At 73.1% G+C, this 15,408-nt stretch carries 13 protein-coding genes and 1 riboswitch; of the genes, 8 read left to right on the forward strand and 5 right to left on the reverse strand.

Annotation, left to right across the window (positions count from 1 at the left end):
- The first annotated feature begins 2 nt into the window (after positions 1-2).
- The 5 genes from ACZ4VW_RS16925 to ACZ4VW_RS16945 all read left to right on the forward strand — a co-directional run bounded on the left by ACZ4VW_RS16925 (position 3) and on the right by ACZ4VW_RS16945 (position 4,825).
- Complete coding sequence (locus ACZ4VW_RS16925) at positions 3-1,031, forward strand: carbon-nitrogen hydrolase family protein (protein WP_467962953.1); 1,029 nt, start codon at positions 3-5, stop codon at positions 1,029-1,031.
- Positions 1,028-2,146 (forward strand): cupin domain-containing protein, encoded by a 1,119-nt coding sequence (locus ACZ4VW_RS16930; protein ID WP_467962955.1) that lies wholly within the window; start codon positions 1,028-1,030, stop codon positions 2,144-2,146. Before ACZ4VW_RS16925 ends, ACZ4VW_RS16930 begins: the two co-directional genes overlap by 4 nt.
- Positions 2,147-2,162: 16 nt before the next feature.
- Positions 2,163-3,062 (forward strand): fumarylacetoacetate hydrolase family protein, encoded by a 900-nt coding sequence (locus ACZ4VW_RS16935; protein ID WP_467962957.1) that lies wholly within the window; start codon positions 2,163-2,165, stop codon positions 3,060-3,062.
- Positions 3,063-3,229: 167 nt separating this feature from the next.
- Positions 3,230-3,937, forward strand: coding sequence for a maleate cis-trans isomerase family protein (locus tag ACZ4VW_RS16940; protein WP_467963193.1), 708 nt, complete (start codon positions 3,230-3,232; stop codon positions 3,935-3,937).
- A gap of 60 nt (positions 3,938-3,997) precedes the next feature.
- Positions 3,998-4,825 (forward strand): PaaX family transcriptional regulator, encoded by an 828-nt coding sequence (locus ACZ4VW_RS16945; RefSeq protein ID WP_467962959.1) that lies wholly within the window; start codon positions 3,998-4,000, stop codon positions 4,823-4,825.
- Positions 4,826-4,841: 16 nt separating this feature from the next.
- Here ACZ4VW_RS16945 and ACZ4VW_RS16950 read toward each other — a convergent pair whose 3' ends face one another.
- Positions 4,842-5,219 carry an FKBP-type peptidyl-prolyl cis-trans isomerase gene (locus tag ACZ4VW_RS16950; protein WP_467962961.1) on the reverse strand — a complete coding sequence of 126 codons (378 nt, stop codon included), beginning with the start codon at positions 5,217-5,219 and terminating at the stop codon, positions 4,842-4,844.
- A 225-nt stretch (positions 5,220-5,444) separates the two neighbouring features.
- Here ACZ4VW_RS16950 and ACZ4VW_RS16955 point away from each other — a divergent pair, with 225 nt between their 5' ends.
- Complete coding sequence (locus tag ACZ4VW_RS16955; RefSeq protein WP_467962962.1) at positions 5,445-5,978, forward strand: hypothetical protein; 534 nt, start codon at positions 5,445-5,447, stop codon at positions 5,976-5,978.
- Positions 5,979-5,982: 4 nt separating this feature from the next.
- On the opposite strand, the gene exaC is transcribed toward ACZ4VW_RS16955, so the two are convergent.
- Both exaC and ACZ4VW_RS16965 read right to left on the reverse strand, forming a co-directional pair.
- Positions 5,983-7,506, reverse strand: coding sequence for an acetaldehyde dehydrogenase ExaC (gene exaC, locus ACZ4VW_RS16960; protein WP_467962964.1), 1,524 nt, complete (start codon positions 7,504-7,506; stop codon positions 5,983-5,985).
- 46 nt (positions 7,507-7,552) lie between these two features.
- On the reverse strand, positions 7,553-8,857 hold the full coding sequence (locus ACZ4VW_RS16965; RefSeq protein WP_467962966.1) for a GAF domain-containing protein: 1,305 nt from the start codon (positions 8,855-8,857) through the stop codon (positions 7,553-7,555).
- Positions 8,858-8,987: 130 nt separating this feature from the next.
- A riboswitch (ZMP/ZTP riboswitch) is annotated at positions 8,988-9,094 on the forward strand.
- Between the two features lie 27 nt (positions 9,095-9,121).
- On the opposite strand from ACZ4VW_RS16965, the gene ACZ4VW_RS16970 reads away from it, so the two are divergent.
- Both ACZ4VW_RS16970 and ACZ4VW_RS16975 read left to right on the forward strand, forming a co-directional pair.
- On the forward strand, positions 9,122-9,976 hold the full coding sequence (locus ACZ4VW_RS16970) for a bifunctional 5,10-methylenetetrahydrofolate dehydrogenase/5,10-methenyltetrahydrofolate cyclohydrolase (protein ID WP_467962967.1): 855 nt from the start codon (positions 9,122-9,124) through the stop codon (positions 9,974-9,976).
- 213 nt (positions 9,977-10,189) lie between these two features.
- The gene (locus ACZ4VW_RS16975) at positions 10,190-10,882 is read left to right on the forward strand and encodes a hypothetical protein (protein WP_467962969.1); all 693 of its coding nucleotides are present in this window, start codon (positions 10,190-10,192) and stop codon (positions 10,880-10,882) included.
- Between the two features lie 53 nt (positions 10,883-10,935).
- Here ACZ4VW_RS16975 and ACZ4VW_RS16980 read toward each other — a convergent pair whose 3' ends face one another.
- Positions 10,936-12,231 carry an SWIM zinc finger family protein gene (locus ACZ4VW_RS16980; RefSeq protein WP_467962971.1) on the reverse strand — a complete coding sequence of 432 codons (1,296 nt, stop codon included), beginning with the start codon at positions 12,229-12,231 and terminating at the stop codon, positions 10,936-10,938.
- Positions 12,228-15,257: a DEAD/DEAH box helicase gene (locus ACZ4VW_RS16985; protein ID WP_467962973.1), complete on the reverse strand. Its 3,030-nt coding sequence runs from the start codon at positions 15,255-15,257 to the stop codon at positions 12,228-12,230. Before ACZ4VW_RS16985 ends, ACZ4VW_RS16980 begins: the two co-directional genes overlap by 4 nt.
- Between the last annotated feature and the right edge of the window lie 151 nt (positions 15,258-15,408).

Consider the following 15,408-nt stretch of genomic DNA (forward strand, 5'->3'; position numbering starts at 1 on the left):
CCGTGCCACCACCGCCGCCGGCCCTCCACACGCTGCCCCGTTTCACGGCCGCCGCCGTCCAGGCCGCACCCGTCTACCTCGACCCCGGCGCCACCGTCGACAAGGCCGTCGCCCTGATCGCCGAGGCGGCCGGGAACGGGGCCGAACTGGTCGTCTTCCCGGAGGTGTTCGTTCCCGGATACCCGTACTGGAACTGGACGATGAACCCGGTCCAGGGCTCACCCTGGTTCGAGCGACTGCAGCGTGCCTCGGTCGACATCCCCGGACCGTACGTCGACGCCCTGTGCGCCGCGGCCCGCCGGCACGGCGTCGTCCTGGTCATCGGCGTCAACGAGCGGGCCGCCCACAGCCTCGGTGTCCTCTACAACACCCTGCTCACCATCGGACCGGACGGCGAACTCCTCGGAGTGCACCGCAAACTGGTGCCCACCTGGGCCGAGAAGCTCACCTGGACCGGTGGCGACGGCAGCTCGCTGCGCGTCCACCGGACCCCGGTCGGCCCGCTCGGCGCCCTCGCCTGTGGCGAGAACACCAACACCCTGGCCCGGTTCACCCTCCTCGCCCAGGGCGAACTCGTCCACGCCTCCTGCTACATCGCGCTGCCCGTCGCCCCGGCCGACTACGACATGGCCGACGCCATCGCCGTACGCACCGCCGCCCACAGCTTCGAGGGCAAGGTCTTCTCCGTCGTCGCCTGCTCCACCGTCTCACCGGAGATCGTCGACACCCTCGCCGGCGACGACGAGGACCTCCGCGCCCGGTTCCGGCGGCCGCGCAGCGCACTGTCCGGCATCTTCGGCCCCGACGGCCGCCCCGTCACCGAACCGCTCGTCGACGACGAGGGCATCGTCTACGGCGAGATCGACCTCCGCCGCTGCATCCAGCCCAAGCAGATGCACGACATCACCGGCCACTACAACCGCTTCGACATCTTCCGCCTCGAAGTCGACAACACCCCACGCCCGCCGGTGACCTTCACCGCGCCGCCGACGGGCCCCCTGACCGCCACCGCATCCGAGGAGGACGTATGACCATGGAGCAGGACGACAGCATGCTCGGCCGTGCCCGGGTCTCCGACACCCCCGAACTCACCGCGTACTACGGCGAACTCGAAGCGCTGGACGCCGGCGCCCTGTGGACCGTCGCCAACGACATCGAGCCGTGGTATCCGCAGCCCAGGTCCGTGCCCGTGCTGTGGCGTTACGCGGACCTGCGGCCACTCGTCCACAAGGCCCTCGGTCTGGTGAATGCGGACGACGCGGGCCGTCGCGTCGTCATGCTCGTCAACCCCGGCCGCAGGGACGTCAGCGCCGCCGCCGGGCTCCTCTACACCGGCCTCCAGATCATGGGCCCGGGGGAGGCCATGACCGCCCACCGCCACCAGGCCGCCGCCCTGCGCTTCGTCCACGAGGGCAACGGCGCCTGGACGATCGTCGACGGCCAGAAGCTGAAGGTCGGCCCGCGCGACTTCGCCATCACCCCGAACGGCACCTGGCACGAGCACGGCAACGACGGGACCGACGCCTCGGTGATCTGGCAGGACGGCCTGGACATTCCCCTGGTCAACGCCCTGGACGCCGGGTTCTACGAGGTACACCCCGAGCTCCGTCAGACCCCCGGAAAGGTGGTGAACTCCTCCGTCCTCACCTACTCCGGCACCCTGCTCCCGTACGGGACGGAGAAGTGGACCCGGCCCTACTCGCCGCTGCTCGCCTATCCGTGGGAGCCGACGTACGAGGCCCTGCGCGGCCTCGCCAGGGCGACCGAGGGCTCCCCGTACGACGGGGTCATCGCCGAGTACACCAACCCGGTGACCGGCGGCTCGGTGATGCCGACCATGGGCGCCCACATGCAGCTCCTGCGCCTCGGACAGGCCACCGCGGCCCACCGGCACACCGGCTCCGTGATCTACACCGTCGCCAAGGGCAGGGGTGCGTCGGTGATCGCCGGACGGCGCTTCGAGTGGACCGAGGGGGACATCTTCTGCGTCCCGTCCTGGGCCTGGCACGAGCACCACAACCTCGACCCGTCCGAGGACGCCTGCCTCTTCTCCTTCGACGACTTCCCCGTCATGCGCTCGCTCGGCTTCCACCGCGAAGAGGCGTACCCCGACAACGGCGGCCACCAGCCCGTCACCCCCGCCTGACCCACGAGGAGTCCCCATGCGTTTGCTGACCTTCACGACGGCGGCCGATGCCGCACCACGGCCGGGTGTCGAGACCGACGACCAGGTCCTCGACCTCACCGCCCTCGCCGACCACGCGGGCGTCCCCCTCCCGCACGACCTGCTCGGCCTGGTCCAGGCGGGGCCGGCCACCCTGGACGCCGTGCGCCTGCTGCTCGAAGGGACCCGCCCCGCCCACGCCGTCCACCGGCCCGGTGACGTCCGCCTCGGCGCCCCCTTCCGCCCCGGCAAGATCATCGGGGTCGGGCTCAACTACGTGGAACACGTCGAGGAGTCCAGCCGCAGCCTCGACACCGCCAAGGAACTCCCGCCCCGCCCGGTCCTGTTCAGCAAGCCCGCCACCGCCGTCACCGGCCCCGGCGCGCCCATCCTGCACAACGCCGACCTCACCACCCGGCTGGACTGGGAGTGCGAACTCGCCGTCGTCATCGGCCGCACCGCCTCCCGGGTGTGCGAGGAGGACGCGTACGACCACATCTTCGGCTTCAGCATCGTCAACGACATCAGCGCCCGTGACCAGCGCCGCTCCGGGCAGTGGTTCTTCTCCAAGGGGCAGGACTCGTACGCGCCTTTCGGCCCGGTGGTCGTCACCGCCGACGCCGTCCCGGATCCCATGGCCCTGGACCTCTCGCTGCGCGTCAACGGCGTCACGAAGCAGAAGTCGAACACCCGGCACATGCTCTTCCCCATCGCCCGCCTGATCGCCGACATCAGCTCCGGAGTCACCCTGGAGCCCGGCGACGTCATCGCGACGGGCTCGCCGTCCGGGGTAGGGGCCGGCATGGTCCCGCCCGAGTTCCTCGTGCCCGGGGACACGGTGGAGGCGACGGTCGAGTTGATCGGCACCCTGACCAACCCGGTGATCGACGCCCGCTGACCCGTGGGCGGATCCCCGTGAGCGCCGGGCCCCGCCCCGAGCGGCACCGTCCCCGCCCGACCGTCCCGCACCCGCCCCCGTACGAGAACCGAGGAGCACCCGTGTCCCCACCCCGCGACCACCGCACCTACCGCATCGGCCAGATCGTGCCGAGCTCCAACGTCACCATGGAGACCGAGGTCCCCGCGATCCTGCGCGCCCGCGCGGCCGTCGCACCCGACGAGCGCTTCACCTTCCACTCCAGCCGGATGCGCATGACCCATGTGACCCCCGAGCAGCTCAAGGCGATGGACGCCGACTCCGACCGCTGCGCCGTCGAGCTCTCCGACGCGCGCGTCGACGTCCTCGGCTACGCCTGCCTCGTCGCCATCATGAGCATGGGACCTGGCTACCACCGGGTCTCCGAGGAGCGGCTGCACCTGCGTACGGTCGAGAACGGCGCCCCCGCGCCGGTCGTCACCAGCGCGGGCGCGCTCGTCCACGGACTGAACACCATCGGTGCCAGGAGGATCGCGCTGCTCGCCCCGTACATGCGCCCCCTGACCCGGACGGTCGTGGACTACCTCACCCGGGAGGGCATCGAAGTGCTCGACCACCGGGCCCTGGAGATCCCGAACAACCTGGACGTGGCCGCCCACGACCCGGCCAGGCTGCCCGGCCTCGCCCGCGCGCTGGACCACTCGGAGGCGGACGCGGTCGTGCTCTCCGCCTGCGTGCAGATGCCCTCGCTCGGCGTCATCGAGGAGGCCGAACAGCTCCTGGGGAAGCCGGTCGTGTCGGCGGCCGTGTGCACCGCCCACCAGATGCTGCGCGCCCTGGACCTCCCGGCCGTGGCTCCCGGCGCCGGGCACCTGCTGTCGGGGGCGTACGCCTGACCCGACGGGGCCTGAAGGGGGCCCCGATATGATCGCGACCGCGTACAACGGAAGGCGATCATGTCGGACAGCCCCCTCAGGCCCAGCTCATTGATCAACACGGTCTACGGGGCGTTCCTGCGCCGCCTCGACGGCTGGATCTCCATCGCGGACCTGATCACGCTGATGGGGGAGCTGGGCGTCGACGGCCCCGCGGTGCGCTCGGCGATCTCCCGGCTGAAGAAGCGCGGAGTCCTCGAACCGGAACGCCGAGGTGCCACCGGCTACCGGCTCAGCCCCGCCGTCCTGCCCGTCTTCGACGAGGGCGACCGCCGGATCTTCGCCAGCCTGGAACCCGCCGACCTGGCGGACGGCTGGGCCATGGCCGTGTTCTCCGTACCGGAGTCGGAACGCTCCCACCGCTACCAGCTGCGCACCCGGCTGACCTGGCTCGGCTTCGGCAACATCGCCCCGGGCGTGTGGCTGGCACCGGGCCGGCTGCTGGAGGACGCCCGGAGCATGCTGGTCCGGCTCGGCCTCAGCGAGTACGTCCACCTGTTCGCCGCCGAGTACGCGGCCTTCAGCGATCTTCCGGGCACGGTGAGCTCGTGGTGGGACTTCCCGGCGATCCAGAAGCAGTACGCGGAGTTCACCGACACCTACGCGGAGGTGGCCACCCGCCTGACCACGACCGGATCGGAACCCGAACCGGCCGAGGCCTTCCGCCACTACGTCCCGCTGCTCACCCAATGGCGCCGCCTCCCGTACCTGGACCCGGGTCTGCCCACCGAGCTGCTTCCGCCTGACTGGAACGCGGTGGCGGCCCGTCAGGTCTTCCAGCAGCTGCACGGCATCCTGCTCGACCCGAGCCTGCGCCACGTCGGCGAGGTCACGGGGCTACGAGCCTGAGCGGCGGGAACCTGCCTCAGACCACGGAGAGCAGGTCCACCACGAAGACGAGCGTGGAACCCGCCGGGATCAACGGCGTGGGGGACTGGTTGCCGTAGCCGAGGCGCGGGGGAACGATGATCTCCCGCCGGCCGCCGACCCTCATCCCCCTGAGTCCCCGGTCCCAGCCCTTGATGACCCTGCCGCCGCCCACGGCGAACTTGAACGGCCGGCCCCGGTCCCAGGAGGCGTCGAACTCCCTCCCGGACTCGAAGGTGACCCCGACGTAGTGAACCCGCACCACCCTGCCCGGCCTCGCCTCGGGCCCGTCCCCGACGACGAGGTCCCGGATCGTCAGCTCCTGCGGAGGCTCACCCTCCGGAAGTTCGACCACGGGCTTTGTCGGTTCACTCATCGCAGCCTCACCACTCTCCACCGGAATCCCTCGAACAGCGCAGCCGGATCACGCCCGGAGCGCTGATCGACCGAAGTACATCAAACCCCAGCTCCGTCTGCGGTACGGCCATGGCGAGGCTCGAGCCGAGTCCGCCGAGTGGTGGTTCCTGGGCTTGGCGCGAGGCGATCGACCGAGGCCAGGGGTGCCCGAGGCGCGGTGCGAGCCGTGGGAGATTCTGGGTGGATGGAGAGCGGAGCGAGCACCGGCGGATGGTCACGGAACTCCATCGAGGAGGTCCGCGAGTGGGCGGATCGTGCCGGTGCCGATGGCCAGGAGATGGAGCACATCCGTGTGGTGGCGCTGTCCCGTGCCGAGGACGGGCGGCTCCCCGCGGAGTTGAGGAAGGAGTGGGCCAAGCTGTCGTTGCAGGTCAACGCCCGCATGCATGGCGACGGCCCGTGGGATCAGGCACGCATGGCCAGGAACAGCTTCATGCTCCGGACCCTGATGATCGAGGAATTCGGTTCGGATCCCCACGACTCGGCCTGGGACGCCGCTGCTGTCGTCTCGGACGTCGTGAGTGCGGTGGCTCTGACGCCGGCGCAGGCCGACGAGATGAGTACGCGGTGGCAGGACCGGCCGATCGAGCGGATCGGTCTGCTGCGCCGCGTCAAGAACGTCACCGCTCCGCTCGAACAGCTCCGGCACCACCTCCCGCCCGGTCCACTCCATGACGTTGTCCTGGAGTGGCTGTCGGTCCGGAAACGGCTGCCCTGAGTCCTCAGAAGAAGCCGAGCTTCTTCGGCGAGTAGCTCACCAGCAGGTTCTTCGTCTGCTGGTAGTGGTCCAGCATCATCTTGTGGGTCTCCCGGCCGATGCCCGACTGCTTGTAGCCGCCGAACGCCGCGTGTGCCGGGTACGCGTGGTAGCAGTTCGTCCAGACGCGACCCGCCTGGATCGCGCGGCCCGCGCGGTAGGCCGTGTTGCCGTCGCGGGTCCAGACGCCCGCGCCGAGGCCGTAGAGGGTGTCGTTCGCCGTGCGGATCGCGTCGTCGAAGTCCGTGAAGGACGTGACCGCGACGACCGGGCCGAAGATCTCCTCCTGGAAGACCCGCATGCGGTTGTCCCCCTCGAAGATCGTCGGCTCCACGTAGAAGCCGCCCGCCAACTCCCCGCCGTGCTCGACGCGCCGGCCGCCGGTGAGGATCTTCGCGCCCTCCTGCAGGCCGATGTCCAGGTACGACAGGATCTTCTGGAGCTGGTCGTCCGACGCCTGGGCGCCGATCATCGTCGCCGTGTCCAGCGGGTGGCCCGGGACGATCTGTTCCGTGCGGGCCACCGCGGCGTCCAGGAACTCGCTGTAGTGGCCGCGCTGGATCAGGGCCCTGGACGGGCAGGTACAGACCTCGCCCTGGTTGAGGGCGAACATCGTGAAACCCTCGAGCGCCTTGTCGCGGAAGTCGTCGTCCGCCGCCCACACGTCGTCGAAGAAGATGTTCGGCGACTTGCCGCCCAGCTCCAGCGTGACCGGCTTGAGGTTCTCGGAGGCGTACCGCATGATCAGCCGGCCCGTCGTCGTCTCACCCGTGAAGGCGATCTTCGCCACGCGCGGCGAGGACGCGAGCGGCTTGCCGGCCTCCTCGCCGAAGCCGTTGACGATGTTCACCACACCCGGCGGCAGCAGATCGGCGATCAGACTCATCCAGAAGTGCACGGACACCGGCGTCTGTTCGGCCGGCTTGAGGACCACCGCGTTGCCCGCGGCCAGCGCCGGGGCCAGCTTCCAGACCGCCATGAGGATCGGGAAGTTCCAGGGGATGATCTGCGCGACCACGCCCAGCGGCTCGTGGAAGTGGTACGCGACGGTGTCGTCGTCGATCTCGCTCAGCGCGCCCTCCTGCCCGCGCAGCGCCCCCGCGAAGTAGCGGAAGTGGTCGATCGCCAGCGGGATGTCGGCGGCCAGGGTCTCGCGGACCGGCTTGCCGTTCTCCCAGCTCTCCGCGACCGCCAGCGCCTCAAGATGCTCCTCCATCCGGTCAGCGATCCGCAGCAGGACCCCCGCCCGTTCGGCGGGCGCCGTACGGCCCCACGCCGGCGCGGCCGCGTGCGCCGCGTCAAGGGCGCGCTCCACGTCCTCGGCCGTGCCGCGCGCGACCTCGGTGAAGGGGCGGCCGTCGACGGGGCTCGGGTTCTCGAAGTACCGGCCCCGGGCAGGGGCGACGTACTCCCCGCCGATCCAGTGGTCGTAGCGGGCCTGGAACGACAGGAGCGCGCCCTCGGTACCGGGTGCGGCGTAACGGGTCATGGACATGGCCTCCCTCGGGACCGCGCCGGCCGTCCCTGGCCGGCGCTCACCGCCGAGTCTGCGCGGCCCTACGTTGCAAGTCCGTTGCGCCCGCCGACAGTTCCGCGTCCAGGGTCCGCAGCCGGGCCAGCACGGGGGGCAGCCCGGAAGCCGGCACCACCTCGGACAGCGCCCGCCACATCTCCACGTCGTCCTCGCCCCACGCGCTGTACGTCCAGTCCGCGAGCAGCCCGGGGTCGCCCCGGTCCACCAGCGCCGCCCGCAGGCGGTCCGCGAGCCGCTCGCGCAGCCGTACGACCCCCGGCGCGCGCGAACCGGGCAGGAGCGGCCCCGCGTACGCGCCGACCGCCGCCGACAGCGCGCCCGAGCCGAGCCTCCGGTCCACCGTGCCGAAGTCCGTGTCCACCACCGCGCCGAGCCGGTACGGTCGCGAGCGCAGCAGGTCCCCGCCGAGCAGCCCGCGCAGCCGGGACAGCTCCGCCCGCAGCGTGACCGGGGTGACCGACTCGTCCTCGTACAGCAGCGTGAGGAGTTCGTCGCCGCTCACCCCGTCCGGGCGGTGGGCGAGGACGACCAGGATCTCGCTGTGCCGCCGGCTCAGACGCAGCCGGCGGCCGGCCAGACCGAGCAGCGCCTCGTCCCGGCCGAGCGCGGTCAGCCGGACCCCGTCCCCGGCCGGCGCGGGCGCGAGCAGGGCAAGGTGGGACTCGGCCGCCCGCGCCACCGCCTGCACGAACGCCAGGCTGTGCGGATGGGCCAGCCGGTCCCCGCCGGTGATGTCGACCGCACCGAGCAGGCGGCCGGTGTGCGGATCGTGGACCGGCGCCGCGGCGCAGGTCCACGCCTGCACAGGCCGCTGGAAGTGCTCGGCGCCGAACACCTGCACCGGTCGGTCCACGGCGATCGCGGTGCCCGGCGCGTTCGTCCCTGCCACCGACTCCGACCAACGCGCCCCGGCGACGAAGTTCATCGCACGGGCCCGTCGCAGGGTCCCGGGGTGGCCCTCCACCCACAGCATCCGCCCCGCCGCGTCGCAGACCGCGAGCAAGTGCTCGCCATCGGTCGCGTACGCGCCCACCAGCTCCCGGATCACCGGCATGGCGGCGGCCAGCGGATGCTCCTCGCGGTGCCCGGCGAGCTCCTCGTCGGCCAGTTCCACGCAGGCCGCGCCGTCCGGGCTCACCCGGGCCCGGGCCGAGCGCCGCCAGGAGTCGGCGACCAGCGGGCGTACCGGGAGGAGCGGTAGGCGGGCTCCGCCGGTGAAGGCATCGTGCGCCCGCCGCAGCGCTCCCGCGTCAGGCTCCGAGTTCGCCCACGCATCGATCAACTCGGCCTCCCCGTCGAGGTCCACCGTTTCCGTCCGTGGTCATGGCCGTCATCGTCGTCCGCGCGGAGGCCGCCCACAACCGTCCGGACCGGGCGGCGGACGCGCACTGTCCGGATCCAGGACCCCGCGTGCCGCAGGGCCTCACGTAGAGTGGGGCCCGGGCCGTGACTGGCGCTTGAGGTGGATCACCACCGGGGAGCGGCCCGGCGGACTCCACGCACCCGCGCGGACCCGCCGCCGCCGTGCGCCTGGGCGATCACCTGTCTCCACCACGCCCAGGAGTGGCCCATGTCCACCAGCACCGCTTCCCTCATGGACGGCACCGCGCTCGCTCGACGCACGGTCGGGGAGACCGCCGCCCGCGCCGCCGAGATCACCCGCCGCACCGGCGTCACGCCCTGTCTCGCCACGGTGCTCGTCGGCTCCGACCCGGCCTCCGTGACGTACGTGAAGATGAAGCAGAACCGCTGCGCGAAGGCCGGAATCCGTTCCCGGCACGTGGAGCTGCCCGCCTCCACGACCACCGAGGAGCTCGTCGCCGCGATCACCGCGCTCTCCAAGGACCCCGAGGTCCACGGCATCCTGCTCCAGCACCCCGTCGGACCGCACATCGACGAACGCGCCGCCTTCGAGGCGATCGCCCCGGAGAAGGACGTCGACGGCGTCACCATGACCTCCTTCGCCGCCATGGGCTTCGGCCTTCCCGGCTTCGTCTCCTGCACGCCCGGCGGCATCATGCGCCTGCTCGACGCGTACGACGTCGACCCGAGCGGCAAGCGCGCCGTCGTCGTCGGCCGCTCCGCGATCCTCGGCAAGCCGGCCGGCCTGCTCCTGCTCGGTCGCGACGCCACCGTCACGTACTGCCACTCGCGCACCACCGAACTCTCCTCCATCGTGCGGGAGGCCGACATCCTCGTGGCCGCCGTCGGCAGGCCCCGTTTCATCAAGGGCGAGGACATCAAGCCCGGCGCGGTCGTGATGGACGCCGGCTACAACCCGGGCAACATCGGTGACGTCGACTTCGAGACCGCCGCCGAGCGCGCCTCGCTGATCACGCCCGTACCCGGCGGCGTGGGCCCGATGACCATCGCCGTGCTCCTCGCGCAGACCGTCGAGGGTGCGGAGCGCCAGCTCGGCCTGTAGGCGGCGTCTTTTTCGGCCCTGGCGGGCCTGGGGAGGTCCCGTGCACCAGATCCCGCTCACTGATCCGGCCCGATCGACAAGACACCCGGTAGCACACGGATGGGGCCGCGCGCGCGGCATGCGAGAACGAGTCGGTCACGGTTCCGTACACAATGTGCCGCAACGTAGCCCCGGGGTGCGAGAGCTGACGGGCCATGAGCGACCCTGGGCATCATGTCCACGCTCTTCGCCGACCTGTTGTCGCCGCTACGGCACCTCGTCGTGCCCGTCCTGCTCGTGGTGGCCGCCCTCGTGGCCGGCAGCTGCCACGCGGGCGGGAACGCGGGCCGGTTCTCGGCGGCGCCGGCGGACTCGGCGGACGGTACGACCGGGCCGACCGCCGAGCCCGGGGACCGGCAGCTCGCCCCCCAGGGCGGGGAGCCCGCGGAGGATCCCGCTCCCCGCGCCGGCTCCCAGGCCCCCACCTCGACCGGCCCGGCGGCGCCCGCCACTGCCGCTCCCGCTCCGGCGCCCGCCGCCACCACTCCCGGACCGGCCACGTCCGTGCCGTTCCAGCGGCTCCGGCCGGGGGAGTGCTTCGACATCGACCGGGAGGCGCCGGGCACGGTCGTACGGCGCCGCTGCGGCCGGCCGCACGACGCCCAACTCGTCGCCGTGCTCCGGCTCACCGGCGAGCACCGCACCGACCGGGACGTACGCGAGGGGGCCGCGGCGCTCTGCCGCGAGCCGCTGCGCCGCAAGGCCGCGGAGCAGCCGTACGGTACGCGCTGGACCACCTTCGTCCAGTACCCCTACCGCAGCGGCTACCTCCTCGGCTCCGACACCGTGGCCTGCAGCCTCGCCGCGTACACCCCCGACGCCGGCGCGGGCGGCGCCGCCCGCAAACTCACCGCGCCGCTGCGGTGACGTATCGGCCGACACCTCGGCCGGCGCGTCCCCCGGGCGCTCCGGCCGACGCCTCAGGCGTCACCCGTCGACAGACCCGCGAGCGCGGCGGCCGGATCCTGGTCCGCCGGGCCGGCCGGGGCCCACTGGCCGCGCTCCTTGCGGTAGGGCCACCAGCGGCCGTCCTCGCCCAGCCGTAGCTGCGCCTCCGCGCCGACCACCGTCCAGCGCGCCGCCCCGGCCGGCCGCAGCACCGGACGGTCGCTGTCCTCCCAGGCCTCCGCGAGCAGCGTCCTCGCCCGGGCCAGCGCCTCAGGTCCCGGCGTCCACTCCTCCTCCAGCACGGACAGGGCGGCCGCGCCCCCGAACCGCCACGCGCGCGTGGCCAGGTCCAGCTCCGCCCGCCGCCGACCGGACCCGGCGGCGAGCCGGGACGTGATCCCCGGAGGGGCGGACCCGGCCGCCAGGCGCACCGCGTCCTGCCCGGTCGTCAGGGGCGGCTCCACCGCCGTCCGTTCACGCGCCGGGCCGAGCGCCTCGGCCAGCAGCCGGTGGGCCCGCCCGGCCGCGTCCGCCGCCAGGAACTCCAGCGCCGCCGGGTCGAGGCCGGGTGCCGGGTCCGTCTCGGTGTCCAGGGACGGTGGCGTGCCCGGCGCCGCAGGGAGCACCGGCGGGGCCGGCAGCGGAGGCAGGATGTCCCGCGCGGCGAACGCCTCCTCGGCCGGTACGCCCACGACCGTCGCCTCCGCGTCCTCCGCGTCCGCGTCCGGGGCAGCCGGTGCCGCGCGCGCGGCGCTGCGCTCCTGCAACTCGTCCAGGAGCGCACGCTCGCCACGCCCCCGCATCAGCAGCAGCACGAACGGATCCTCGTCGAGCAGCCGCGCCACCTGGTAGCAGAGCGCCGCCGTGTGCGGGCAGTGGTCCCACGCCTCGCAGCCGCACTCCGGATCCAGATCTCCGATGCCCGGCAGCAGTTCGAGCCCGGCCGCCGCCGCGTCCTCCACCAGATGCGGTGGCATCTCGTGGTCGAGCAGGGCCGCGATGTGGCCCGCGCTGTCCACCGCGAGGTCGAGAAGCCGGTCCCACTCGTCCTCCGACAGCTCCTGCAGGAGCACGTCACTGCGGTGCGACGAGCCGTCCTGGTCCCGTACGACCGCCGTGATCCGCCCGGGCCGCACCGAGACCGCGCCCACCGCGCCCGCGCGGGCGTGCCTGCGCCCCTTCTTCAGCTGCCGGCCGTCGAGAGCCGTGTCCTCGAGCGCCTTCAGCCAGGCCCGGCCCCACCAGGTGCGGGCGAAGCCGGAACCGCCGGCCGGCGGCAGCGCGGCGAAGGTCCGCTCGGCGTCGTTCATTCCGTCGTACCCGCTCATCGTCCGTCCCCTCGCAGCTGGACCAGATCCGCCAGCTCGGCATCCGTCAGTTCCGTCAGGGCCGCCTCGCCCGAGCCGAGCACGGCGTCCGCCAGCGCCCGCTTGCGCAGCAGCATGTCCGCGATCCGGTCCTCGATCGTCCCTTCGGCGATCAGCCGGTGCACCTGCACCGGCTGGGTCTGTCCGATGCGGTACGCGCGGTCCGTGGCCTGGGCCTCCACGGCGGGATTCCACCAGCGGTCGTAGTGCACGACATGACCGGCGCGGGTGAGGTTGAGCCCGGTGCCCGCCGCCTTCAGCGACAGGAGGAAGACCGGGACCTCGCCGTCCTGGAAGCGCGCGACCATCGACTCGCGCTCGGCGACGGGCGTGCCGCCGTGCAGGAACTGCGTCCGCACCCCCCGTGCCGCCAGATGCCGTTCGAGCAGCCGCGCCATCTGCACGTACTGCGTGAAGACCAGGACGCTCGCGTCCTCGGCGAGGATGGTGTCGAGGAGTTCGTCCAGGAGTTCCAGCTTCCCCGAACGGCCTTCGACGCGCGGCCGCTCCTCCTTCAGGTACTGGGCGGGGTGGTTGCAGATCTGCTTGAGGCCGGTCAGCAGCTTCACCACCAGGCCACGCCGCTCCATGCCGTCGGCCTCGGCGATGGCCGCGAGGGTCTCCCGCGCCACCGCCTCGTAGAGACCCGCCTGTTCCTTCGTCAGGGAGACGGCCCGGTCGGTCTCGGTCTTCGGCGGCAGCTCGGGAGCGATCCCGGGGTCGGACTTGCGGCGCCGCAGCAGGAACGGACGGACCAGCGCGGCGAGCCGTTCGGCGGCGGCCGGGTCCTCGCCGCCCTCGACGGCCGAGGCGTATCGGGAGCGGAAGGTGCCGAGCCGGCCGAGGAGCCCGGGCGTCGTCCAGTCGAGGATCGCCCACAGCTCGGAGAGGTTGTTCTCGACGGGAGTACCGGACAGGGCGACGCGCGCCTTGGCCCCGATGGTGCGCAGCTGCTTGGCGGTGGCCGAGTACGGGTTCTTGACGTGCTGGGCCTCGTCGGCGACGACCATGCCCCAGGCCGTTCCGGCCAGCGGCTCGGTGTCCAGCCGCATGGTGCCGTACGTGGTGAGCACGAACTCGCCGTCGGCCAGGTCCTCCAGACTCCGGGAGGGGCCGTGGAAGCGGCGCACGGGTGTGCCCGGCGCGAACCTCTCGATCTCGCGCTGCCAGTTGCCCATGAGCGAGGTCGGACAGACGACGAGCGTGGGGCCCGCGGCGGCGGGCTCGCTCTGCCGGTGGAGGTGCAGCGCGATGAGCGTGATCGTCTTGCCCAGGCCCATGTCGTCGGCGAGACAGCCGCCGAGGCCGAGGGAGGTCATCCGGTGCAGCCAGTTGAGGCCGCGCAGCTGGTAGTCGCGGAGCGTCGCGGCGAGCGCGGCGGGCTGGGGGACCTCCTGGGGCCCGCCCTCCGGGTCGGCGAGGCGGGCGCGCAACTGCTCCAGCCAGCCGGTCGCCTGGACCTCGACCCGGCGGCCGTCCGCCTCGGTGGTACCGGTGAGGACCGCGCCGAGCGCGTCCACGGGCGTGACCTTGCGGTCCTGCGCGGCGCGGGCGCGACGCACCTCGGCCGGATCGACGAGCACCCACTGGTCGCGCAGCCGGACCACCGGGCGACCGGCCTCGGCGAGCTGGTCGAGCTCGGCCCGGGTCAACTCCTGGTCGCCGATCGCGAAACGCCAGTTGAAGGCGAGGAGGGCGTCGGCGGACAGGAAGGAGGGGAGCGCGGAGGAGCGGTGGCCGGCCTCGGCCGGGCCCGACGCGGAGTCGGCGTGCGGGGCGGCGTACGGGGAGCCCGCGACGGGCGGGGCCTTGGTGCCCGGTCGCCCGGTCTCAGTGGCATCGCCGTCCGGCGGGCCGATCACCGCGCGGACGGTGAGCCGGTGCGCCAGGTCGCGCGGCCAGTGGACCTGTACGCCCGTCGCGGCGAGCGCCCGGGCCGCCGGCCCGAGCAGCTCGGTGACCTCCTCGTCCGCCAGCTCGACGACATCCGGGACGGCGGCCGAGAGCAGCGGCGCCAGCGGTGCCCAGGCGCGGGCGGCGCGGCGCAGCGCGAGAAGGGCGTCCATCCGCGCCCGAGGCCCGAACGCCCCACCGGCCGGACCCGAGCCGGCCCAGACCTCCGCCGCGTCGGCGACCAGCGTCGGGTCGGCGACGCTGTGGATCTGCAGGACGGCCCGGAAGGCCGGAGCCTCCTCGGCAACCAGGCCCGGCAGTTCCAGACGCAGCGAGAGGCGTACGCCCGCGTCGTGGCCGGCCGCCACGTCCGCCGCCCAGGCCCGCTGCGCGGGCAGCGTCTGCGGTTCGTCGGCCGCGAACGCGGGCCCGCCGGCGGCGAGCGGCGCGGCCGGCGTACGCGGCAGCCCGTCCGCCACCGCGTCCACGAAGGCGCGTAGCAGCCCCTCGGGCTCGGGGAGCAGCAGCGGACCGGAGCCGGAGGGCGAGGTGGATCCGGAGGTGGAGCCGGAGGTGTGGATGGAGTGGGAGATGTCGGAGGTGGGGGTGGCGGCGGTCAGCGGTACGGCATGGGCGGTGGGCGGCATCGAGGCGGCGAGCGCCCGCAGATCGGCCAGCTCCTCGGGGCCGAGGGGACCGGCCCGCCACGCGTCCCGGTCGGTGGCCGTGAGCCCGGGCAGGAACAGCCCCTTGGCCGCGAGGTGCAGGCCGAAGAGGGCGGCGGCCCCCCAGAAGGCGGCCGAGGACGAGGCCACGTCGGAGAAGCGGGCCCGGGTGAGGGCCGGCAGGGCGTCCCGTACCGGAAGGAGGAGGGCGGGAACGGTGTGCGGAAGGACGTCGTCGGCGCCGGCCGTCACCACCGTCAGTTCGTCGGCGACCGCCGTCACCCCCGTCACTTCCGTCAGCGCGTCGGCGACCGCCGTCGCTCCCGGCGCCGTGGGCAGGAAGGCGATCCGGCCGGCGCGAGGCGGGTCGGCGGGGAGGAACACGGCGGAGCAGCGGGCGAGTTCATCGAGTGTCCGGGACGACGACAACACATTCCTCAAATTTGACTACCGGGGTGAGCGGCCGAGGGTACTCGAACCGCCGGACACTCGTGAGCGGAAACGCCGTGATCTGGATCACGTCGGGGGCTCGCGCGGACCGGCCACGGACCGGGAGGGTGCAGCCAGCCCCACCCCCGCC

Source organism: Streptomyces sp. NPDC029139, assembly GCF_055564335.1.

What these genes read in the sequence shown, in the direction of transcription:
- ACZ4VW_RS16940 (WP_467963193.1), top strand. Translation starts at nt 3,230, where the DNA reads ATGGAGACCGAGGTCCCCGCGATCCTGCGCGCCCGCGCGGCCGTCGCA.
- ACZ4VW_RS16945 (WP_467962959.1), top strand. Translation starts at nt 3,998, where the DNA reads ATGTCGGACAGCCCCCTCAGGCCCAGCTCATTGATCAACACGGTCTAC.
- ACZ4VW_RS16930 (WP_467962955.1), top strand. Translation starts at nt 1,028, where the DNA reads ATGACCATGGAGCAGGACGACAGCATGCTCGGCCGTGCCCGGGTCTCC.
- ACZ4VW_RS16950 (WP_467962961.1), bottom strand. Translation starts at nt 5,219, where the DNA reads ATGAGTGAACCGACAAAGCCCGTGGTCGAACTTCCGGAGGGTGAGCCT.
- exaC (WP_467962964.1), bottom strand. Translation starts at nt 7,506, where the DNA reads ATGACCCGTTACGCCGCACCCGGTACCGAGGGCGCGCTCCTGTCGTTC.
- ACZ4VW_RS16980 (WP_467962971.1), bottom strand. Translation starts at nt 12,231, where the DNA reads ATGAGCGGGTACGACGGAATGAACGACGCCGAGCGGACCTTCGCCGCG.
- ACZ4VW_RS16955 (WP_467962962.1), top strand. Translation starts at nt 5,445, where the DNA reads ATGGAGAGCGGAGCGAGCACCGGCGGATGGTCACGGAACTCCATCGAG.
- ACZ4VW_RS16975 (WP_467962969.1), top strand. Translation starts at nt 10,190, where the DNA reads ATGTCCACGCTCTTCGCCGACCTGTTGTCGCCGCTACGGCACCTCGTC.
- ACZ4VW_RS16970 (WP_467962967.1), top strand. Translation starts at nt 9,122, where the DNA reads ATGTCCACCAGCACCGCTTCCCTCATGGACGGCACCGCGCTCGCTCGA.
- ACZ4VW_RS16935 (WP_467962957.1), top strand. Translation starts at nt 2,163, where the DNA reads ATGCGTTTGCTGACCTTCACGACGGCGGCCGATGCCGCACCACGGCCG.